The sequence below is a fragment of the Bradyrhizobium arachidis genome, from assembly GCF_024758505.1.
Classification (GTDB): Bacteria; Pseudomonadota; Alphaproteobacteria; order Rhizobiales; family Xanthobacteraceae; genus Bradyrhizobium; species Bradyrhizobium manausense_C.
Genome location: NZ_CP077970.1, coordinates 73,792 through 94,960 on the forward strand (window position 1 = coordinate 73,792; position 21,169 = coordinate 94,960).

Annotated in this window: 21 protein-coding genes and 2 tRNA genes; 6 read left to right on the forward strand and 17 right to left on the reverse strand. The window is 64.8% G+C overall.

What is annotated here, in order from left to right:
- Positions 1–24: 24 nt before the first annotated feature.
- From KUF59_RS00335 to KUF59_RS00345, 3 genes are all read left to right on the forward strand, one after another.
- Positions 25–534, forward strand: coding sequence for a GNAT family N-acetyltransferase (locus tag KUF59_RS00335; RefSeq protein WP_212403421.1), 510 nt, complete (start codon positions 25–27; stop codon positions 532–534).
- A 168-nt stretch (positions 535–702) separates the two neighbouring features.
- Entirely contained in the window at positions 703–1,236 is a 534-nt protein-coding gene (gene ppa, locus KUF59_RS00340; protein WP_212456462.1) for an inorganic diphosphatase, read from the forward strand.
- 137 nt (positions 1,237–1,373) lie between these two features.
- The gene (locus KUF59_RS00345) at positions 1,374–2,855 is read left to right on the forward strand and encodes a M20 family peptidase (RefSeq protein ID WP_212456461.1); all 1,482 of its coding nucleotides are present in this window, start codon (positions 1,374–1,376) and stop codon (positions 2,853–2,855) included.
- Between the two features lie 106 nt (positions 2,856–2,961).
- On the opposite strand, the gene folD is transcribed toward KUF59_RS00345, so the two are convergent.
- From folD to KUF59_RS00360, 3 genes are all read right to left on the reverse strand, one after another.
- Entirely contained in the window at positions 2,962–3,846 is an 885-nt protein-coding gene (gene folD / locus KUF59_RS00350; protein ID WP_212456460.1) for a bifunctional methylenetetrahydrofolate dehydrogenase/methenyltetrahydrofolate cyclohydrolase FolD, read from the reverse strand.
- Positions 3,843–4,175 (reverse strand): DUF167 domain-containing protein, encoded by a 333-nt coding sequence (locus KUF59_RS00355; protein WP_212456459.1) that lies wholly within the window; start codon positions 4,173–4,175, stop codon positions 3,843–3,845. The genes folD and KUF59_RS00355 overlap by 4 nt, the downstream gene beginning before the upstream one ends.
- Positions 4,176–4,238: 63 nt before the next feature.
- Entirely contained in the window at positions 4,239–4,529 is a 291-nt protein-coding gene (locus KUF59_RS00360) for a YggT family protein (RefSeq protein ID WP_212456458.1), read from the reverse strand.
- Positions 4,530–4,720: 191 nt separating this feature from the next.
- Here KUF59_RS00360 and KUF59_RS00365 point away from each other — a divergent pair.
- A tRNA-Ala gene (locus tag KUF59_RS00365) sits at positions 4,721–4,796 on the forward strand.
- Positions 4,797–4,915: 119 nt separating this feature from the next.
- On the opposite strand, the gene KUF59_RS00370 is transcribed toward KUF59_RS00365, so the two are convergent.
- The 8 genes from KUF59_RS00370 to KUF59_RS00405 form a co-directional block, all read right to left on the reverse strand.
- On the reverse strand, positions 4,916–5,728 hold the full coding sequence (locus KUF59_RS00370) for an enoyl-CoA hydratase (protein ID WP_258768078.1): 813 nt from the start codon (positions 5,726–5,728) through the stop codon (positions 4,916–4,918).
- A 41-nt stretch (positions 5,729–5,769) separates the two neighbouring features.
- Positions 5,770–6,273: a nuclear transport factor 2 family protein gene (locus KUF59_RS00375; protein ID WP_258768079.1), complete on the reverse strand. Its 504-nt coding sequence runs from the start codon at positions 6,271–6,273 to the stop codon at positions 5,770–5,772.
- Between the two features lie 102 nt (positions 6,274–6,375).
- On the reverse strand, positions 6,376–7,173 hold the full coding sequence (locus KUF59_RS00380) for a glutamine amidotransferase (protein ID WP_212456455.1): 798 nt from the start codon (positions 7,171–7,173) through the stop codon (positions 6,376–6,378).
- A 184-nt stretch (positions 7,174–7,357) separates the two neighbouring features.
- Positions 7,358–8,137 (reverse strand): SDR family NAD(P)-dependent oxidoreductase, encoded by a 780-nt coding sequence (locus tag KUF59_RS00385; protein WP_212456454.1) that lies wholly within the window; start codon positions 8,135–8,137, stop codon positions 7,358–7,360.
- A gap of 224 nt (positions 8,138–8,361) precedes the next feature.
- Positions 8,362–8,850 (reverse strand): tellurite resistance TerB family protein, encoded by a 489-nt coding sequence (locus KUF59_RS00390; RefSeq protein WP_212456453.1) that lies wholly within the window; start codon positions 8,848–8,850, stop codon positions 8,362–8,364.
- A 146-nt stretch (positions 8,851–8,996) separates the two neighbouring features.
- Positions 8,997–10,409 carry an adenylate/guanylate cyclase domain-containing protein gene (locus tag KUF59_RS00395; protein ID WP_212456452.1) on the reverse strand — a complete coding sequence of 471 codons (1,413 nt, stop codon included), beginning with the start codon at positions 10,407–10,409 and terminating at the stop codon, positions 8,997–8,999.
- 51 nt (positions 10,410–10,460) lie between these two features.
- Complete coding sequence (locus tag KUF59_RS00400) at positions 10,461–11,849, reverse strand: cytochrome P450 (protein WP_212456451.1); 1,389 nt, start codon at positions 11,847–11,849, stop codon at positions 10,461–10,463.
- A gap of 36 nt (positions 11,850–11,885) precedes the next feature.
- Entirely contained in the window at positions 11,886–13,256 is a 1,371-nt protein-coding gene (locus KUF59_RS00405; protein WP_212456450.1) for a hydrolase, read from the reverse strand.
- A gap of 150 nt (positions 13,257–13,406) precedes the next feature.
- On the opposite strand from KUF59_RS00405, the gene KUF59_RS00410 reads away from it, so the two are divergent.
- Complete coding sequence (locus KUF59_RS00410) at positions 13,407–15,095, forward strand: MFS transporter (protein ID WP_212456449.1); 1,689 nt, start codon at positions 13,407–13,409, stop codon at positions 15,093–15,095.
- A gap of 96 nt (positions 15,096–15,191) precedes the next feature.
- Here KUF59_RS00410 and KUF59_RS00415 read toward each other — a convergent pair whose 3' ends face one another.
- Together KUF59_RS00415 and KUF59_RS00420 are read right to left on the reverse strand one after the other, a co-directional pair.
- Positions 15,192–15,401 carry a hypothetical protein gene (locus KUF59_RS00415; RefSeq protein WP_212456557.1) on the reverse strand — a complete coding sequence of 70 codons (210 nt, stop codon included), beginning with the start codon at positions 15,399–15,401 and terminating at the stop codon, positions 15,192–15,194.
- Positions 15,402–15,594: 193 nt separating this feature from the next.
- Positions 15,595–15,903 (reverse strand): hypothetical protein, encoded by a 309-nt coding sequence (locus tag KUF59_RS00420; RefSeq protein ID WP_212456448.1) that lies wholly within the window; start codon positions 15,901–15,903, stop codon positions 15,595–15,597.
- Positions 15,904–16,154: 251 nt separating this feature from the next.
- On the opposite strand from KUF59_RS00420, the gene KUF59_RS00425 reads away from it, so the two are divergent.
- Positions 16,155–17,207, forward strand: a complete 1,053-nt coding sequence (locus KUF59_RS00425) for a polysaccharide deacetylase family protein (RefSeq protein WP_212456447.1) — start codon at positions 16,155–16,157, stop codon at positions 17,205–17,207.
- Positions 17,208–17,291: 84 nt separating this feature from the next.
- On the opposite strand, the gene KUF59_RS00430 is transcribed toward KUF59_RS00425, so the two are convergent.
- From KUF59_RS00430 to KUF59_RS00445, 4 genes are all read right to left on the reverse strand, one after another.
- Positions 17,292–17,693: a hypothetical protein gene (locus tag KUF59_RS00430; protein WP_212456446.1), complete on the reverse strand. Its 402-nt coding sequence runs from the start codon at positions 17,691–17,693 to the stop codon at positions 17,292–17,294.
- Between the two features lie 226 nt (positions 17,694–17,919).
- A tRNA-Thr gene (locus KUF59_RS00435) sits at positions 17,920–17,995 on the reverse strand.
- A gap of 94 nt (positions 17,996–18,089) precedes the next feature.
- A complete protein-coding gene (locus tag KUF59_RS00440; protein WP_212456445.1) occupies positions 18,090–19,898 on the reverse strand; it encodes a heme biosynthesis protein HemY in 1,809 nt (602 codons plus the stop codon).
- Positions 19,899–19,905: 7 nt separating this feature from the next.
- Positions 19,906–21,117, reverse strand: a complete 1,212-nt coding sequence (locus tag KUF59_RS00445) for a COG4223 family protein (protein WP_258768080.1) — start codon at positions 21,115–21,117, stop codon at positions 19,906–19,908.
- Between the last annotated feature and the right edge of the window lie 52 nt (positions 21,118–21,169).

Below are 21,169 nucleotides of genomic sequence, written 5' to 3' on the forward strand. Positions count from 1 at the left end.
CGGCGACTTGGTTTGATCCTATCCATGAGCACAACCCTGATCGAGGTCCGGCCGGCCAAGCCTGCAGATGCAACTGCGGTGGCGTCTACCCATGACGAAGCCTGGCGCTCCGCATATCAGGGCATCATCCCCGGCGCCGAGCTGGAAAAGCTGATCAACCGCCGCGGTCCGCAGTGGTGGGACAGCGCGATCCGCAAGGGCAGCCGCGTCAGCGTGCTGGTGTTCGGCGACAAGATCGCGGGCTACGCCAATTACGGCCGCAACCGCGCCCGCAGCCTGCATTTCGACGGCGAGATCTACGAGCTTTATCTGCGTCCGGAATTCCAGGGGCTTGGCTTCGGCCGCCGCCTGTTCGCCGCCGCCCGCCGCGACCTGATGCAGAGCAACCTCAAGAGCATGGTAGTCTGGGCACTGTCCGACAACGATCCGGCGACCGAGTTCTATCGGGCACTGGGCGGCCGCATGGTTGCGCGCTCCTCCGAGCGATTCGGGCCGAAGTCGCTCGACAAGGTTGCCTTCGCCTGGACTAATTGATCTCGGGAAGCTCTGCCCTTCCGTTGATACCGTTGCGCTTTTTGCGTAGGCCGGAAGCGGAATTCATTATTTCGCGAAAGTTCGGTGGATAGCTGCAGCAAGCCCGCGTATGACAGGGCCAAATCGCTGCCGGGCGATTGAACGACCTCGGCATTAACGGAGCTTTGCATGCGTATCGACGCGGTCTCGATCGGGACCAAACCGCCACATGAAGTCAACGTCCTCATCGAAGTGCCGGTGGGCGGCGAGCCGATCAAATATGAAATGGACAAGGAGGCCGGCACGCTGGTGGTCGACCGCTTCCTCTATACGCCGATGCGCTACCCCGGCAATTACGGCTTCATCCCGCACACGCTGTCCGACGACGGCGATCCCTGCGACGTCCTGATCGTCAACACCCGCGCGATCATCCCCGGCGCCGTCATGAGCGTGCGCCCGGTCGGCGTGCTGTTCATGGAAGACGAGGCCGGCGGCGACGAGAAGATTCTCGCGGTGCCGTCCTCGAAGCTGACGCAGCGCTACGACAAGGTGAAGTCGTATTCCGACCTGCCCGATATCACGCTGCAGCAGATCCAGCACTTCTTCGAGCACTACAAGGACCTCGAGCCGGGCAAGTGGGTGAAGATCCTGCGCTGGGGCGGCCCGGAAGACGCGCACAAGCTGATCACCGAAGGCATCGAGCGCGCCAAAAAGAAGAAGTGACGGCACCGTCGTCATTCCACATTGCGCAGTTGCGCAATGGGGATGGTCCGAAGGACCAGACCCGGAATCTCGAGATTCCGGGTTCGATGCTACGCATCGCCCCGGAATGACGGAGGTCTAGGCACGCACGCAGGCCCATGCGCCGCTTTCTCAAGATCATTCGCAACATGGTTTTGCTTGTTGTCGCCGGCATCGTCATTCTCGCCGGCGTGCTCGCTTTCAACGTCATGACCCGCGGCTCGCGCCAGGTCCAGGTCGCCGCCGTTCCGCGTGCAACGGTCGATACAGAGGGCGCGGCAAAACGGCTGTCGGAGGCGATCCGCTTCCAGACCATCTCGAACTTCCTCAATCCGGAGCAGGACGCCGAAGCGCTACGCGGCCTGGAGGCCCATATCAAGGCGAGCTTCCCGACCTTCCATGGAGCGGCGAAACGCGAGGTGATCGGCGGCCACAGCCTGCTCTACATCTGGGAAGGATCTGATCCCAAGGCGCAGCCGATCGCGCTGCTAGCGCACCAGGACGTCGTGCCGATCGCGTCCGGCACCGAGAAGGACTGGCAGCAAAAGCCGTTTGAGGGCGCCATCGCCGACGGCTACATCTGGGGCCGCGGCTCCTGGGACGACAAGGGCAACCTCTATTCGATGCTTGAGGCCGCCGAGCAGATGGCGAAGGAGGGCTTTCGCCCGAAACGCACGATCTATTTCGCCTTCGGCCATGACGAGGAAGTGGCCGGTACACGCGGTGCCAAGTCGATCGCGGCGGCGCTCGCCGCGCGCGGCGTGCGGTTCGACTTCGTGCTCGACGAAGGCCTGCTGATTGTCGAGGGCGTGATGAAGGGCCTCGACAAGCCGGCGGCGCTGATCGGGCTGTCGGAAAAGGGCTATGCCACGCTGGTACTTACGGCGCATTCGACGCCCGGCCATTCCTCGATGCCGCCGCGCGAGACCGCGATCGGCATGATGAGCGCTGCGCTGGCGCGGCTCGAGGACAACCGCCTGCCGATGCAAATTCGCGGCACCGTCGCCGAGATGTTCGACACGCTGGCGCCGGAGATGAGCGGGTTCAACCGCGTGGTGCTGTCGAACCTCTGGCTGTTCAGGCCGCTGGTGCTGCGCGAGTTCGAGAAGACCGGCCCGGCGGAGGCGACGGTCCGCACCACGACGGCGCTGACGATCTTCAACGCCGGCGACAAGGACAACGTGCTGCCCGGCAATGCGGAGGCCACCGTCAATTTCCGCCTGCTGCCCGGCGACACCCAGGACAGCGTCACCGATCACGTCCGCACCACGATCAAGAACGAAAAAATCTCGATCGCGCCGTTTCCCGGCAACACCAATCCGCCGCCGGTCACGGGCACGTCGAGCAAATCCTATCAGGCGCTGACCCGGACCATCCGCGAGATCTTCCCCGACGTCGTCGTCGCGCCCGGTCTGATGGTGGCCGCGACCGACTCGCGTCACTATGCCGATATCACCGACAACATCTTCCGCTTCTCGCCGGTGCGCGCCAATTCGGAAGACCTCAAGCGCTTCCACGGCACCAATGAGCGCCTCAGCATCGAAGGCTATGCCGACATGATCCGGTTCTACCGGCGGCTGATCGAGAATACGGCGGGGTGAGTGTCTGTCGTTCCGGGGCGCGAAGCGAACCCCAATGCGCAATTGCGCATTGTGGAACCTCGAGATTCCGGGTTCGATGTTGCGCATCGCCCGGAATGACAACCGGTTACACCCCCGGCTTCGGCAAGCCTGCGATCGCGCAGGCGGCGCGCAGCGTGTTCACGAGCAGGCAGGCCACCGTCATCTGGCCGACGCCGCCGGGCACCGGCGTGACCGCGCCGGCGACGTTGAGCGCTTCCTGATAGGCGACGTCGCCGACGAGCCTGGTCTTGCCGTCGTCCCTGGGGATGCGGTTGATGCCGACATCGATCACGGTCGCACCCGGCTTCAGCCAGTCGCCGCGCACCATCTCCGGCTTGCCGACGGCGGCGTAGACGAGATCGGCTTGCCTTACCAGACCCGGCAGATCGCGTGAGCGCGAATGCGCGATCGTCACCGTCGCGTTCTCGTTCAGCAACAACTGCACCAGCGGACGGCCGACCAGATTGGAGCGGCCGATGACGATGGCGTTCATGCCTTCGAGCGAGGCATGCACGCTCTTGGTCAGGATGATGCAGCCGAGCGGCGTGCACGGCGACAGCGCCTGAAAGCCGCCGGCGAGCCGGCCGGCATTGTTCGGATGCAGGCCGTCGACATCCTTGGCGGGATCGATCGCATTGATGACGGCCTCGGTGTTGAGCCCCTTCGGCAGCGGCAATTGCACGAGGATGCCGTGCACGGCGGGATCGCGGTTGAGCTTTGCAACGAGCGCCAGCAGATCCGCCTGCGAGACATCGGCCGGCAGCTTGTGCTCGAACGAGGCCATGCCGGCGCCTTGCGTCTGGGTGTGCTTGGAGCGGACGTAGACCTCGGAGGCGGGATCATTGCCGACCAGGACAACTGCGAGACCCGGCACCAGATTGTGCTCGCGCTTGACCCGGGCGACCTCGTCGGCGACGCGAGCGCGCAGCTCGGCGGCAATGACTTTCCCATCGATGATCTTGGCCGTCATTTCGATTCCTTTGGTTCGGACGAGGTGAGCCGGCGCAGGGCCTCGCCCAGACGCACCGGATCGCCATCCACCGCAATCTGCTTCAATCGCGACGTGGCCCCGGACACAAGCCGCACGCTGGCCTTGGGCACGCCGAGCGACTTTGCCAACAGACCCAAGACCGCGCGGTTGGCCTCGCCGCCATCGGCGATGGCCCGCACCCGCACCTTGAGCACGCTGCGGCCGTCGGCAAGCTGCTCGATCCCGTCGATATCGTCGCGGCCACCGCGCGGCGTCACTCGAATCGCAACGCTGATGCCTGTCGCTGAATAGCGCCAGGGCTCCTTCAACGATAAGGCTCCTTCAACGACGAGGCTCCTTCAGCGACAACGCGGAGACTCCGCTCGACTGGGCTAAATCACGTTCGGGTAGATGTAGTACATGATCACCCGCTCCAGGAACATGATGATCAGGATCAGGATGATCGGCGAGATGTCGATGCCGCCGAGGCTGGGCAGGAAGTTGCGGATCGGCGCCAGCACCGGCTCGGTAATGCGGTACAGGAATTCCGCGACCGCCGAGACGAACTGGTTGCGGGTGTTCACAACGTTGAACGCGATCAGCCAGGACAGGATCGCCGAGGCGATCAACAGCCAGACGTAGAGGTCGAGCACGATAATGACGATGTCGAGAACGGCACGCATGGCGGTCAAAACTCTGGCTTCGGGGCGGGGGGCAGTGGACTTTTGCTAGATATCGGTTCCCCCCGGCTCAAACAAGGGAAGTTCCGGCGAAGTTGAGGCTAAAACCCCGTCACGCCCGTCCTTGACTTGACCTTGGCGGCGACTTAAATGGCGGCCGATTGTTGGCCGCATTCCACCAGAGCGGCCACGACGGGGCCATAGCTCAGCTGGGAGAGCGCGTCGTTCGCAATGACGAGGTCGGCGGTTCGATCCCGCCTGGCTCCACCAGCCTTCGCTCGCTTCGCGAGCTACGGCTCGGCAAGCCTGGGAAGTCCCTCGTAGCGAAGTGAGCGAAGGCTGCCACGCCATAGCCCGAAGGGCGACGGCGGGCTTCCTCCCAAATCCCCCTATTTCCCCGTAAACCGCGGCGGCCGCTTCTCCATAAAACTCGCCACGCCTTCCCGGAAATCGCTGCCGTTCAGCGCGACCATCATTTCCCGGTTGGCCTCGATCGTGGCTTCCCCGAGCGTCTGGAACGGCACCTCGTAGAGCTGCCGCTTGATCACGGCCATGGCGCTGGGCGAGACGAAATCGGCGAGGTCGCGGGCATAGGCATAGGTTTCTTCGCGCAGCTTCTCGGGTGGGCAGAGTCGGTTGACGAGACCGATCCGCAGCGCCTCCTCGCTGGAGACGCGGCGCGCCGACATCAGGAGGTCCAGCGCATTGGCATGGCCGACGATGCGCGGCAGCATCCAGGAGATTCCATGTTCGGCAATAAGTCCGCGCCGTGCGAAGGCGGTGGTGAAGACGGTATTATCGGCCGCAAAACGCAGGTCGCAATAGAGCGCGTGGACGAGGCCGATCCCGGCGGTGGCGCCATTGAGCATGGCGATGACCGGCTTGCCAATCGAAGGGTAGTAGCCGTAGCGGGTCTGCCAGTCCGGTCGGCGGTTCATGTCGAAGGACGGCAGGCTCGAGGCGCGCCTGATGTCATTGGGATCAAGCCCCATCAACGCGTCCATGTCGGCGCCGGCGCAGAAGGCGCGGCCTGCGCCCGTGATGATGATGACGCGGACATTGTCGTCGCTGGCTGCCGCCTCCATCGCGCGGCGGACGTCGCGCTCCATGATCGGCGTCCACGCATTCATGCGGTCGGGACGGTTCAGCGTGATGGTCGCGATCTTCTCGTCGACGTCATAGAGGATGTGTTCGTAGCTCACGGCGGTTTTCTCCCTTCTTGTTAGCTTAGCTTCCTATTAGCTTAGCTTCTTGCGCGCGAGCCTTTTGGCCGCGCGAGATAGGCCTGCGTTTCCGGCTGCTCGTTCAGCCAGCCGCTCCAGCGTGAAAACACTTTTGCCATGCGTGCCGGCTCGACACCGAGCTGCGCCATCGCAACGCCGCCATTGACGGATTCGCGGTACTCCGCGATCAGACCGTCGCGGATGACAAAGCGGCTCATGCCGTCGCTGTCGATGCGCTTGCCGGCAAATTGCGGGATGGTCGAGGTGAAGCTCGACAGCGACCAGGCATAGCCCTGATGGCCGTCGAAGACGGGATCGAACATCTCCCAGCGATAGTCAGTGGCGTCACGGTGAAACAGGCCTTGCATCATGTGCGCGATATCTGCGCGTCCGCGATGCGGACCGTAGATGTAATCGTAGTAGACGCCGTCCTCGGTGAAGTGCTGAGCAAACCGGGCGCCGTCGCCGGATTCCGCCGCGTGCGTGAACGCATCGAGCAGTGTTGCAAAATCCTCGCCGGTCATGGGGGCCTCCCTCGCGCATGCCTCTTGGGGGCTGCTTATGAGGACGACCCTAACACATCTGCCGATTTGGCGAGGACTGTGGCAAGCGGCGAGGTGCCGCGACTATTCTGCGGCCTGCGCCAGCACCGGCCGGCACGCAAGCCAGCCGTCGACAAACTGCTTCAACCAGGCGCGTTCCACGACGTCGTAGACGGCACGGTCTGCAAAGTGATGGTGACGCGCCCGCGCACCGGGTGCGCCAAAACCGTCATATCCGCGCGTGGTCCAGCAATGCATCATCGCGTAGGTCACGTCGGGATGAAACTGGAAGCCGAAGGCATGGCCGGCGCGAAACGCCTGCACCGGAAAGTCATCGCCCTCGGCGAGCAGCTCGGCGCCAGTCGGCAACTCAAAGCCTTCGCGGTGCCAGTGATAGACCTGATCCGGCCAATCCGGACACAGCGTGTGGCCCGCGGCGGTCGGACGGATCGGATAGTAGCCGATCTGGGTCAGCGCATCCGGATGGGGCGCAACGCGCGCGCCAAGCTGTTTTGCGAGCATCTGCGCGCCCAGGCAAATGCCGAGGAAGGGCCGTTGTTCACGGAGCGGAATTTCGATCCAGTCGATCTCGCGGCGGACATAGTCATCGGAATCGTTGGCGCTCATCGGCCCGCCAAAAATCACGGCGCCGGCGTGCCGGTCGAGCGTGTCGGGCAAGGGATCGCCGAAGCGCGGACGACGGATGTCGAGCCGGTGGCCGAGCGCACGCAGCGCATTGCCGACGCGGCCGGGTGTCGAGGATTCCTGATGCAGAACGATGAGAACGGGCAAGGGATCGCGGTGAGCGGCGGTCGCGCCTGGCGTCCTTCCCGGGAAGGGCACCAGATTTGCGCCACCAACGCTGAGGGACCGGAACGACATTGCCTTTCCGAAAAACTGAGTTCAGACCGCCAGCATAACTAAGCGATCGTTAATTTCGTGTGAGTTCGCGCACACAGGGTTCGCAAAGCAAACCACGGGCCAGTACGGGGATTTTGGCGCCAGAGCGTTTTCGAGCGAAGTGGGGACCGGTTCGCGTTCAAGAAAACGCGTCAAAACTGGGAGTCTAGCGCTTGCGCATCTGGAACCGGCCGACCGCGGCGAGGATGAAGCCGCGCGGAAAGAAGCGCAGCAGGAACGGCACGATCTTGATGCCGAGACCGGGCAGCACGGCCCGTTTATTGGCCATCAGGCCGCGATAGGCATCCCGCGCGACATCAGCAGCCGAGACATTGAGAACCGCCGAATCGACACCGGGCATAAAGCCTGCGCGCGCCTGAAATTCCGACGGGACCGGACCCGGGCAAAGCACGGTGACGCGGACGCCGCGCGGCCCAAGCTCGCCGCGCAAGGCTTCCGTGAACGAGATCACATAGGCCTTGGAGGCATAGTAGACGGCCATGCCGGGGCCCGGCAAAAAGCCCGCGACCGAGCCGACATTGAGGATGCCGCCGCGATTTTTGACGAGCTGATCGGCAAAGCGCAGACAGAGATCGGTGAGCGCGCGGATATTGACGTCGATGATGCCGAGCTGCTCCGCACGGTCGCGCTTGCAGGCTTCGCCGAACACGCCGAAGCCGGCATTGTTGACGAGATGGTCGAGCTCGACGCCTTCGGCGGCGAGGGTCGCGGCGATCTTGTCGCCGGCATTGGCCTCCTCGAGATCGCAGGCGATCACGATTGGCTTGGTACCGCCCTTGGCGGCAATCTCGCTCGCCAGCCCTTCCAGTCGATCGACACGGCGCGCGGCCAGGGCCAGACGATGGCCATTCGCAGCGAACACACGCGCCAGCTCCGCGCCGATACCCGCCGAGGCACCGGTAATCAGCGTCACACGCTCAGTCACGATGAAGTCTCTTGAATGCAAGCAAATTGGAAGAAAACAAAACTGACGAGAGCATAGGCTTAGCGAGCGGCGCAAGCCGTCTCAGCGCATGGCGTCGTGAGCACCGGATAGCGTACGCAGGAAAATGCCAAGTTTTGCAGGGCTCTTCGAGAGCCCGGCAATCATCTGAAACATTAAAGTTTCGTCATGTCGGCGATACACGCGCCGGTCGCAGGCGCGATCGGTCAGCCGCCGGCGACGGTTTCCTTGACCTGGCCGGTGCGACGGTTGGCAACGATGTGCTTCAGATCGATCCGGTCCCGCTGCGATACGGCGAGAAGATCCGACGCGCGCCAGAGCACGTTGTCCTCGAACTCGGTAACGTGGCCGTCGGCATAGACCAGCTCCCACATCATCTCGACGATGCGCTTGCGGCCTTCCTCGTCGAGCGCGCGCATGATGACGCTGGTGAAGCGATAGAGATCGACGGCTTCGCCTTCGACTTCCGTTGCAGATGCAATCAGGCGGTCGGCGGTACCGCGATCCAGACCGAAATGACTTTCGATCAGGCCGTGCAGCTTGCGCTTTTCGGTCGGTGTCGGCTCGCCGTCCAGCGAGATCACGTGGATGAGCAATGCGGTGGCGGCCAGGCGATAATCGCTATCGCCGAAGGCGCGATCCTGCGCCTGAGGGGAAACGATGTCAGAGATGAATTGGCGCAATCCGTCGAGCATTACGTCCTGCCGTATCATGATTGGGGCGCCGCGGGGGCGGCTTCGACTAGCTCTTATATGAGCGTGAAAACCAACAGGCGCAACGTGCGTCAGGTCCCCGCATTGCATTACGTTTCGGCAATCTGGGACGACACACCTAAATGGACTTACGGTATTTCGTACACCACCATCTTGTCGGCGATGCCGCGCAGCGCGGCCTGTTTTTGAATCGGCCTGATCGAGCGCTGCTCGAGAATCTCGGCCACGGCCGGCGCGTCGAGCACGGGACCGGTGATGTGGATCTCCTGGGCCGTCGACAGGCTCTGCACACGCGCCGCGATGTTGACGGTCTGGCCAAAATAGTCCTGCCGCTCGTTGAGCATCACGGCGAGGCACGGGCCTTCGTGGATGCCGATCTTGACGATGAGATCGTCCGTGCCGCGCCGCTTGTTCAACTCGTCCATGGCCGCCCGCATCTTTAGGCCCGCGACGATCGCGTGCTCGGGGCGGATGAACGTCGCCATCACGGCGTCGCCGATGGTCTTGACGACGGCGCCCTTCTCGGACGCGATGATTTCCAGGAGCGCGTGGAAATGCGCGCGCACGAGGTCGAAGGCGGCGAGATCGCCGACGCGCTCGTAGAGCGCGGTCGAGCCCTTCAAATCCGTGAACAGGAAGGTCAGCGAAGTGATCTTCAGCCGCTGGTCGACGCTGAGATTGTCGGCCTTGAACACGTCGCGAAACGTCTGGTTGGACAGCATCCGCTTCGCGGTGAGGAACGGTTTGCGCTTGCCGATCAGATGATGCATCGCCTCACCCGCGACGAACACGGACGGCAGTACGCGCTGGTCAGCCTGATTGTCGAGCGACAGCCGCAGCGGTCCGGGACGCATGGTCCGCGTGCCGCCGGTCGGCGTCGGCGTCTTGGTGTAGACCAGCGATAGCTGCTGCCGCTCCTTGATCGGCTCGCCCTGCACGTCGATGAATTGCGCCGAATGCGTCACCGGCTCGAAGATGATGATGAACTCCTTCGGCAGTTGCAGCGACAGCACCGCCTTCTCGCCCGCCGGCAGCTCGAGCGTATCGAGCGTCACCTCGTCGGCCAGCGTCGAAAAGCCTTCCACGTTGAAGTCGACGCCCGAGCTCCAGAAGATCTGCTTGTAATAATCCCAGACCGGCAGTGTGTTGGGATCATGCGCTGCGATGCGGCGCACCCGCGGGCTGACGGTGAAGGCGACCTCGACCTGCTCGTCGACAGAGGCCTCGTAGCCGCAGGCGCACAGGCCGCAATGGTAGTCGTCGGGCTTCAGCGACTTCAGCGTCGAATGCGCGCCCAGCACGCCTCCGCAGCCGGGACACAGCACGTTCCAGGTCAGGTCGAACAGCCCCAGCCTCGACGAGTGAAGAAAGCCGGAGATGACCTTCTCCTCGTCGAGCCCGCCCTGCTTGGCGAAGTCGATCGCGTTGATGCGATTGAGCTCGGGATCGGCACCCTTCTCCACCAGATGCTCGATCGCGTCGGCCACCGTCGCATCCGCGGTCTGTCTCAGCAGCGCAAACTGAGCCTTGATGTCACTCATTGCGGTACCTCTCGAGGTAAGGATCGAGCGAATGCCCGACCGGGCCTTCCGTCAGCGAGGCGTGATCGAAAACATCGGCGAATAGTCTGGCTGCGTCGTCACGACACCAATCGCCATCACCGGCTTCTTGTCGATCAGGGCGAAGCGGAACGCACCGATCAGTTTTGCGAGCGCAAGCGTCGCCTCGACCAGCGCAAATTGCGCGCCGATGCAGACGCGCGGCCCGACGCCGAACGGCAGATAAGCGAATCGGTCCGGCTGCGGTGCGCCCGGCATGAAGCGCGCGGGGATGAAGGCGTCCGGATCGGTCCAGAGCTTTTCGTGCCGATGCAGCAGCCAGGGCGAGATGAGGATGACGTCGCCCTTGCGCACCTGTTTGTCGCCGATGGTGTCGGGCGCTGCGGCCGCGCGCGCGATCAGAAACACCGACGGATAGAGCCGCATGGTCTCGTCGATGACCGCGCGGGTGAATTTTAGCCGGTCGAGCTCGAGCGCACCGGCAGCCATTGCGTTCTTCACCTCAGCGGCGACCTCATCCTGCGTCGCCGGATCAAGCGACAGCAGGTACAGCGCCCAGAACAGCGCGGTGGCGGTCGTCTCGTGGCCGGCGAGGATCATGGTCGCGGCCTCGTCGCGCAACTGTTCCTCGGTGAACGCCGCGCCGGTCTCGGGATCGCGCGCAGCGTCAAGCAGGTCGAACAGATCGCGCGGCGGCGCACCCTCCTGCTTGCCGATGGCACGGCGCTCGGTCATGACCGTCGTCATGAACTCCATCCAGCGCTTGCTGAAGCGCGCGCGGGCGAAATCCTGCGGGCTCGGCCAGCTCAACGGCAACAACAGGTCGAGCGGATGCGGCCGCGCGAGGTTCTCGCCATACTCCATGATGAGCTCGCGCAGCGTGGTGCCGTGGCGCCCCATCTCGAAAGAGAACATGGTGCGGCCAGCGATCTCCAAGGTCATGCGCTGCATGGCGTCGCGGATGTCGACCGGCTGGTTGCTATTCGCTTTCAGCTTTTCGATCGCCTCGTCGACGCCGGCGATCATGTGCGGCACCAAAGTGGTGACGGCACGCGGCACGAATGCCGGCGCCAGCGTGCGCCGCTGGTGCTTCCATTTGCGCCCTTCAGCGATCAGCACGCCCTCGCCGAGAATTGGGCGCAGCACACGGATGCCGGGTGCCGTCCGCGTGTAGTTCTCGTAATTGTCGACCAGCACATGCTTGATGGCGTCGGGCCGGTTGACGATGAAATTGCTGCGCAGGAAGAAGCGCGCCTGGATCAGATCCTCCTGATAGGCGCGCGGTCCCCAGGTGGAGATGACGCTGTCGCGCATCGCCATGATGCGGCCGATCGTCCCCATGCCTTCGGGCGCACGGGGCGGGCTCGGCGGGACCAGGGGCCGACGTGCCACCGGAACGTCAAAGGCTTCGGCGATGCTCATGGCTCTCTCCGCGGCAGACGCGCTGCAAGAAAATAGCTAGTAAGTCAGTTCGGCAACCGCAATCCTGTTCTCCTGGGCAGGCCAGGCCCGTGCCACAATCCGTTCTTCGTTGAACTCTGCCACGATGTTACGTCCAACGTCCGAGGCCGGGAGCCGCAGGGTGGCGTCTGAGTTCGTGGGTACGCCCGGCTTGACGTCGGCCGGCTCCTTGCCGTCGAACAGCACGACGTCCCGCGGCAAGCCGAAATAGCCCCGCGGCCGGGACATGATCACGACCGCGCCCGCGCCGGCATCGGCCGGCCCGAGCGGGCGTGCAGCCCGAAGATGCACGACGGCTGACGAGCGCGCGAAGGGCGAGCGATAGATATGGGTCGTCGGCGCGTCGGGCGACGTCAGGACGAATTCGAGGAACGCGGTGGGATCGACCTGCAACGGCCCCCAGCGGCCGTCGGCCGCCGTCTTGATGCTGTACAGTGGATCGCCCCTGCGCTCACCGCTTTCTGGATCGACGCGGAAGACTTCGACGGAGGCACCGGCCACCGGGCGATTGGTCGGCGTGGCGCCAGCCATCCCCGTCACCAGGCCGCTCAGCTTGACGCTCGCTTCGGGCACGATCGCGATGCGCGTCGGCTCGCGGCCGGCGATGAACTTGTAGATCTCGCGAAAAGCGCGCGGATGCAATGCGACCTCGCGATGATCGAGCACACCAAGCACAAGATTGGTGGCGCCCTTGAGCTCCGGGCCCTCTACGGTGACGCCCGTCGGCACGCCCGGTTTGCCGATGAAGCGGCCATCGGCCTGCGCATATTTGTCCATGCCGTCGCTGCGCAGCGTGAGGAACGCCGGCCCGGGCGTCACCTCGCTTTCGCCTTCGTTCAGGCCGCGCAGGAACGCGCCGCGTCCGTTGAATTCGCTGCCGATCAGATCGTCGATGGCAAAGACCCCATGATTGGGCGTGCCGCCAAGCACCGCATGACTGACGTCGCCAGCGCCGCCATTCTTGATGACGTTGCGGATGGCGTAGCCGCCGCGGGAGAGGCCGACCAGCGCGACGCGGTCTGCTCCGGTGCGGCGCTTCAGCTCGGCAATGGCCGCAGCCAGTTCGCGGCGTTGATCTTCCGCCGAGGAACGATTGGCCTGTTCCACCCGGTCATCGTCGCGCGCGTTGGGATTCGTGAAATTGATGGCCGACATGCGATCCCGCGCGACGCCATTGGACTCCATCCGCCATAACGTCGTCATCCAGACTGCATCGCAGTCGCCATTGCCATGGACGAACAGGATCGGCGGCACTTCAGCTGTCGGGGCCGCAGGCGCAGTCTGCGCCCACGCCATTGTTCCGAATTTCGCAGTCGCGAAAGGCAGCGCGCTCGCGCCCAGCAGAATCGTCCGTCGCGACAGTTTCATTCTCGTCCCTCCCTGAACTTTCAAGCGTTCAAAACCTGTCCGCTGGGTCGCTTATAACCGCCTAAACACTGGACAGCGAAGGACTTTCGCAGGCATCAGTGGAGGGGCAGGAATCGTCCGACGTCGCTCACCATGCAGGTGGAAGGGGATATGACCGAGCAGCCGAAACGTCAGAGAAGTACCGGCGACGGCATCACCGCCCCGCTGCGATATACTGTGTTCCGGCGCATCTGGCTCGCCAGCCTGCTCTCCAATCTCGGGCTCTTGATCCAGGGCGTGGGCGCGGCCTGGGCGATGACGCAGATGGCGGCCTCGGCGGACAAGGTGGCGCTGGTGCAAACCGCCCTGATGCTGCCGATCATGCTGATCTCGATGCCGGCCGGCGCCATCGCCGACATGTATGACCGGCGCATCGTGACGCTGGTCTCGCTCTCGATCGCGCTGATCGGCGCGACCGCGCTCACCGTGCTCGCCTGGCTCAAGCTGATCACCCCGGAAACCCTGCTCGCCTTCTGCTTCATCGTCGGCAGCGGCAATGCGCTGTTCGGTCCGGCATGGCAGTCCTCGGTCAGTGAGCAGGTGCCACCGGACGCGCTACCTTCGGCAGTGGCGCTGAACGGCATCAGCTACAACATCGCGCGCAGCTTTGGTCCCGCGATCGGCGGCGTCATCGTCGCGTCCCTCGGTGCCGTGGCGGCCTTTGCCTGCAACGCGATTCTTTATCTGCCGCTGTTCGTGGTGCTGATCCTGTGGCGGCGCACCACCGAGCCCTCGCGCCTGCCGCGGGAAAAGCTCAACCGTGCCATGGTCTCCGGCTTTCGCTACATCACCAACTCGCCGCCGATCAAGATCGTGCTGTTGCGCACACTGGTGATGGGTCTGATCGGCGGTGCTGTCATGGCGCTGATGCCGCTGATCGCACGCGACCTCCTGCATGGCGGCGCGCAGACCTACGGCATCTTATTGGGTGCGTTCGGCATGGGCGCGGTGGTCGGCGCGCTCAACATCCACGAGCTGCGCAAGCGCATGAGCGGCGAGTCGGCGATCCGTGCCTGCACGATCTCGATGGCCTTTGCGATGGCCGCGCTCGCGATCAGTACGGAGCCGGTGCTCACGGCGGCAGCCCTGGTGCTAGCCGGCGCCGTCTGGATGGCTGCGGTGGCGCTGTTCAACATCGGCGTGCAGCTCTCGGCGCCACGCTGGGTCGCGGGGCGCTCGCTCGCGGCGTTTCAGGCCGCGATCGCTGGCGGCATCGCGATCGGCGCCTGGGGCTGGGGTCACCTTACCGACTTTGCCGGCGTCGAGGTCGCGCTGCTGGTGGCCGCGAGCCTGATGCTGGTCTCACCGCTGCTCGGATTCTGGCTCGCGATGCCGCGTGTCGGCGCGCGCAATGAAGACGCGGACGTGCTGGCCGATCCCGAGGTGAAACTGTCGCTCACGGCGCGCAGCGGGCCGCTGGTGGTCGAGATCGAGTATCGGGTCAGCCAAGAGAACGCGCGCGCCTTCCACAATGTGATGCAGGACGTGCAGCTCTCCAGGCAACGCAACGGCGCCTATGGCTGGTCGATCGCGCGCGACATCGCCGATCCGGAATTGTGGACCGAGCGCTATCACTGTCCGACCTGGCTCGATTACCTGCGCCAGCGCAACCGCTCGACGCAGTCCGAGCGCGCGCTGCATCAGCAGGCGATCGATTTCCATATGGGGCCGGAGCCGGTGCGCATCCGCCGCATGCTGGAGCGTCCGTTCGGCTCGGTGCGCTGGAAAGAGGAGACGCCGGACCGCGCCGCAAGCGAGGTGCTGCCTGTCGTCGCGAGCGCGGCGGGAAGCAGCACGTAAATCATCACAACGTCATTCCGGGGCATCGCGCAGCGATGAACCCGGAATCCAGAGATTGTGGCGCGAGATTCCAGGTTCGCGATGACGAGAAGACTTCTACTGCCCGTGCTCGGTCAGCACCTTGTCGCATGCCTTGCTCAGGCGGGAGCGATTCTGCTTGAGGCACGACAGCACGGCCATATCGCCATTGTTCATCACGGCGCGGCAGAAGCGCGAGACATCGCGCGCGCAGGCATCGTGCCCCTGCTGCGCTGATGCGCCCGATGCAACGAGAATAAAGGGAATAACAAAAAGAAACCTGGTCATCGCGTGACGCCTCTTACCCGGACAATAGGCGGGCGAAGCTAGTGCGACGGTTCCATCACCGCAACGACTTTGTGAAGCGATGATCTTGGAGATGATCTTGGACAAGTCACCCCGGCTTGCGCCGGGGCACTTGCACGACGGTAGGGAGCTCAAGGACGTGATGGCTGCGTCGCCACCACGAAGGACCGATGTCTTACTTGGCGCTCTCCTTGGCGCTCTCGTTCGCGTCGGCGACCTTGCGGGTCGCGCTCTTGGCGAGATCCTTGTCCATCACGGCGCGGCAGCCGGGGCTGAGGTCGGCGCGGTGCTTCATCATGCAGGCGGTGATCTTCGGGATGTTGGGGATTTCCGACGAGCACAGGCGGAAGGCGTCGCCGGTGCACATCTGCTGCGCCTCGGCGGTGTAGGCGAAGCTGGAGGTCGACGAGATGATCGAGACGAGGGCGGCAAAGCCCAGGGCCAGGCTGGAGTCGCGGATCTTGGCAATCAGAGACGTATTCATTTGAAGCTCCCATTGGCACCGCATCTGCGGGGCCCGTTGTTAATGGGAACTACGATGCTCCACGAAAACCGTTTCCACTGTGATGACGGTCACGAGCGACCCGCTGACTGTGACGTCGGTCACGCTAGGAATCCACCTGAAATTCCTCCGCAATCGCCGTCGTGTTGGTGTCACGTTAACTGTTCCTTCGCATTAATGGCTGGGCGCGAGGGAAAAGCGCTTGTTTGGTTGCGTATTTGGAAAGAGCAGCGATGCGTAATGCGTTGGGCCTGATGGTGGCCAGTGTGATTGCGGCGGTCGTGATCGCCGGAGGTTGGTTTTTCTATTCCTCGCGCGCCGAAACGGCCGCTCCCCAGACCACAGCCGCGCGCAAGCCCGATACTGCGCCGGCAAAACTCACCGCAAAGGACGACGTCGAGATCACGGCGGCACTGTCCGGCAAGCAGGTCGCTGCGGCCGCGCCACCCCCGCAGCCAGCGCCTCCCCCGGCCCCCGTTGCGCAAAAGCCGGCCTGCGCCAATCCGAACGCGCTCGGCGTTGCCCGCGTGGTCGAGATCGACACCACAGGCGGCCCCGGCTTCGGCTTCGATCATTTCAAGCAGTTCGACTTCCTCACCGAGAAGGAAGTCGTGCTGACCTTCGACGACGGCCCGTGGCCGAACAACACGCCTGCGGTGCTGAAGGCGCTCGCCGATGAATGCACGAAAGGCCTGTTCTTCTCGGTCGGCAAGCATGCGACCTATCATCCGGAAATCCTGCGCCAGGTGCTGGCACAGGGCCACACCGTCGGCACGCACACCTGGTCGCACGTCAATCTGAACGGCAAGAAGATGACGGAGCAGCAGGCCAAGGATGAGGTCGAGAAGGGGTTTAGCGCGGTAAAGTACGCGCTCGGCACCAACCCGGCGCCGTTCTTCCGCTTCCCGCAGCTTCAGCACAATCCGGCGATCGTGAATTATTTCGGCACCCGCAACGTCGCGATGTTCTCGACCGACATCGACTCCTTCGACTTCAGAAAGGGCGCCACGCCGGAAAAGATCGTCGAGACTGTCATGACCAGGCTCGACAAGCTCGGCAAGGGCATCATCCTGATGCACGATTTCCAGAAGCACACCGGCGAAGCGCTGCCGACTCTGCTCGCGCGCCTCAAGGCCGGCGGCTACAAGGTCGTGCAGATGAAGGCCAAGACGACCTTCCAGACGCTGCCGGAATATGACGAGGCGCTGATGAAGGATCTCAAGGTGCCGACTGCTGCGTCGAACGCGCGCCCGATCTCGAGCGTGGTGCAAACGGTCTCGCAGTAGCGCGTCAAATCAGCGCACAGATGCGTCATGGCCGGGCTCGCGCCCGGCCATTGTCGTTTCTGGGAGAGCGCGTTTAGCTCTTACTTACCAGTAGATGCCGTGGCGATGCAGCTCGCTGATGATCCGGCCTTCGGTCCAATAGGCCTTGTGCTTCGGCTTGCTCGCCTTTGCAGTCGTCTTGGTCGGGGTTTGGGTGATCGGCTGCGCCGTCGTGGTGGTGGCAGCCTGGGTTTGCGTGGTCGCAGGCGCTGAATTTGTGGTCGGGGCCGCGGCGGGCGCCGGGGTGGAGACGGCGGAGGGCCGCTCGACATAGGCCGGCGTCTCGGCAGGCTTGGCCGCATCGGTCGACTGCGCCACCGTCATGTTGGTCGTGGTCGGCGGCGTGGCGGCCGGCTCATTGCTTGCCAGCGACAGGCTGCGGGGACCGGCAGCCTGGGCGGACGCCGAGGCGAGAACCAGGGCGGCAATCAGAAGGATTTTGCGCATGTTGTGTCTCCCGTTTTTGGCGTGGTGGCAAACTAGGAGATGCGCGCGCGGGGTTATGTGACGCGCGTCACGCAAATGCGCGGCCCCATTGAACCGACTCGAGATGAGCCTCAGCAGCCACGCCGATATCCGATCGGCCGCGCAACGCGTCGTCACGACCGCGCTATGCGCAGGACGTGACAGCCAACTCGTCGCAAACAGCCTGTGAAGAGGGGATTCAAGGCGCTGGTGCCGCAAGAGGGATTCGAACCCCCGACCCCGTCATTACGAATGACGTGCTCTACCGACTGAGCTATTGCGGCGGACCATGAGCAGGGCCGGTGCCGGCCCCCTACGCGCGCCCCTGATATCGGGCATGGCCCGAATTGGCAAGGAGAAGCGGGCCCGGGACGCCGATCAGGCGCCCCAGCGGGACCAGAATCCGCGCCAGCCACCGGCCTGGGCCTTTGGCGTGCCGATTTGTTCCGTAAATTCGTCGGCCGGACCCTCGTCATCGATGCCGGGATCGTCTGGCGCACGGACAATCGGGATGACGGCGGGAATCGGCACTGGCGCTGGCTTGCCGAGATCGGGTCGGGCCCGGAACACGGGCGTAGCCGCCACCGGCGCTGATTCGACCGGCTCCGGGGCCGGTTTGGCCGGCTCGGCGGGCGCAGGCTCGATGACCTTGGTCTCGGAAGCCCTGGTTTCGGAAACCTTTGGCTCGGAAGGCTTGGTCTCGGACGGCTTGGTCTCGGTCTCAGGCGCCTTTGCTGCGGGCGGAGAATTGTCCTGGGGTGCCGGCGCTGGAGCCGGGTCTGCCACGGATGCCTCGTGAATCGGTTCCGGGTTCGCGGCGCCAGCCGTGACCCGTTTCGGCGGCGGGGCGGCCAGCATGGCCTCCTCGAACGGGGAGGATTCGATCGTGGTGCCCTTGTCTGACGGCAGGCTCGCCACTGGCGTCTGCCACTGGAAGGCGTCGAGGCGGCCCGTGACCGGGGAGACCGGACGCCAGCGGTCGCTGACATAGCCGTCCGCGGTCCAGGCGGGGTCGTGGCGGGCGCGCACGGCGCGCAAGGTCCAGGCGCGGGCACGGCCGCTGTCGCCATGCTCGGTGCGCTCGACCTCGGCCATCAGCAGCGCGACGCGCTGGGTCGGATCGGCCACGAACGGCGCCAGTGCCTCGCGAGCGCGGGCGAACTCGGACGCATCGATCGCGGCGCGCGCGATCGCCAGCGCGCCCTCGATATGGCCAGGCGTCTTCGCGGCAAGCGTCTCGACGCGCTGCAAGCGCTGGCGGGCGGAGTCGCCGAGCTTCACATGCGCATAGGCGTCCGCGAGATCGGGATGCGGATGCGCGAGCCACGCCGCCTCCACCATCTTCATGGCACGGCGTACCTGGTGCGCCTCGCTCTCGAATTTTGCGGCGAGCACAGCCGCCGGCACCAGGGTCGGCGCGAGTTTTACCGCCTCCATCACGCTCTCGCGCGCGACGTCGCGGTCCATCGTTTCCAGTTCGAGCGCGCGCGCCGTGAGCAGCACGCCACGCTGACGGCGATAGGTCGCCCTGTCGATCAGCCCCGCGGACAGGTTGGAGCTGAGGATCGCAAGCGCGCCGCTCCAGTCGCTGCGCGCGCAACGGAAGCCGAGCACCGCATGCGACGCCCAGGTCGACGACGGTGACAGCTTGATCGCCTCTTCGGCGATCATCACGGCCGAGACCGCATCGTCGGCGCGCTGCGCCTCGATGAAGAGGCCGCGCAGACCGAGCAGGCGCGTGTCCTCGCGCTCGGCCATGGCGCGGAAGGCGCGCTGCGCCTCTTCGCGGTTGCCTTCGAGCTGCGCCGATTGCGCGTGCAGCAACAGCGCGAGCGGATCGCTCGGCGTGTGGCGGCGCGCCGCGGCCGCGTGACGGCGCGCGGCCGCCGTGTCGCCGTGTCCGATCGCGAGCAGGCCGTGGGTGATGGCGTGACGGCCGCGCGCGTGGCGCTTCTCGTGACGCCGGCGGCGCAACCGACCCGGCATGCGCCAGATCACGGTCAGGATGCTCCAGAGGAAGACGACTGCTACGGCGAACAGGCCGAGGCCGAGCGCGAACACCGGAATGCTTGGTGATGCCCGAAAAACGCCCCAGGTCATCACGACATCGCCGGGCTGGTCGGCGACCCAGGCTGCGCCGGCCCCAGCCAGAGCGATCAGGATGAGAAACAGAACGACGCGAAGCATGAAAATCCTATTGCGCAGCTTTGGCGAGATCCGCCATGGCATCGTCGGCGAATTTGCGGGAGGCGGCGAGGGCCGCATCGCGCGCATCGGTCTTGTCGAGCCATGCTTTTGCCGGCTCGCGCTCGGCCTCGGGCAAGGTCTTCAATTCGCGGCGCGCTTCGTTGAAGTCATTGCGCAGCGCTGCGGCGGTCACCCGCGCGACGATGGCGCCGCGGTCGTTGCCGACGGCATCGGTGCGCTCGATGCGGACGAGCTTTGACGCGCCGGCCTGAAGGCGTTCGACGATACCGGTGCCGCTGGTCTGCGCCTCCGCGGGCGGTGACAGCTTTGGCACGATGTTGAGCAGCTCCCGGCTCAGCGCGACCGGGGTCGGAATGCCCGACGCCGCGAAGGCGTCGAGCGGCTTCAGTGCGGCGGGATCGGCAGAGAACGAACGTGCCGCCGCAAGCTGCGCGGCATAGCCGTCGCCGTGACGAACGGCGACATCGAGCAGCGACGCCGCCACGACGCGGCGCAGCGGCTTGTCATCGGCAGGCTTTGCGTCGGCGATTTTTTCGCCCTGCTGTGCGAGCTCGGCGCGCTCGGCCTTGATGCTCTTTTCGAGCTGGGCGATGCGATCGTTGACAGCGGAGATATCCGGCGCGGCCGCCGCATCGCGCGGCGCCGCCTTCACCGCGTCCACGGTGCTCGCGAGCTTGTCCGACTGCGTACGGACCGCGGAGATATCGCTGCGCAGACCCGCAACGGTTTTCTCAAGCGCATCGACGCGCGCGGCCGCGGCTGGATCCGCGGCGGGCTTGCTGACCTTGGCCTCGACGCTGGCGACGCGGCCGCTCAACGCGTCGACGGCGGCTGACGTGACCTGCGGCGCAGCGGGCGGCGCCTGCACCGCGGGCCAGCCCAGCATCCAGCCGACCGCAATGACGAGTGCGGCCGCCACTGCGCCCGACAGCGGCGCGATCACCCAGGGCGACACTGGTGCCGGCGGAACGGCCGTCGTGGCTTCGCGCCGCTCCGGTTCGGATTCAGCCTTGACCTGCTCGCTTGCAGCCTCCGCATTTGTCTCAACGTGCTCGGGCTGCGGCTCCGGCGGCGCCTCACCCGCCTGCTGCGGTTGGGTGGAAACTTCCGTGGCTTCGAGATCGATGGTGGGCGGCGTGCGCTTGGCACGGCCGGATTCGGGGGCCAATCCTGCGTCTTCAGGCTTGTCATCGGCCATCGCCACGTTTCCCTCAACTGCAAAGCGTACTGATCCGGACCCTTTTTCGTCG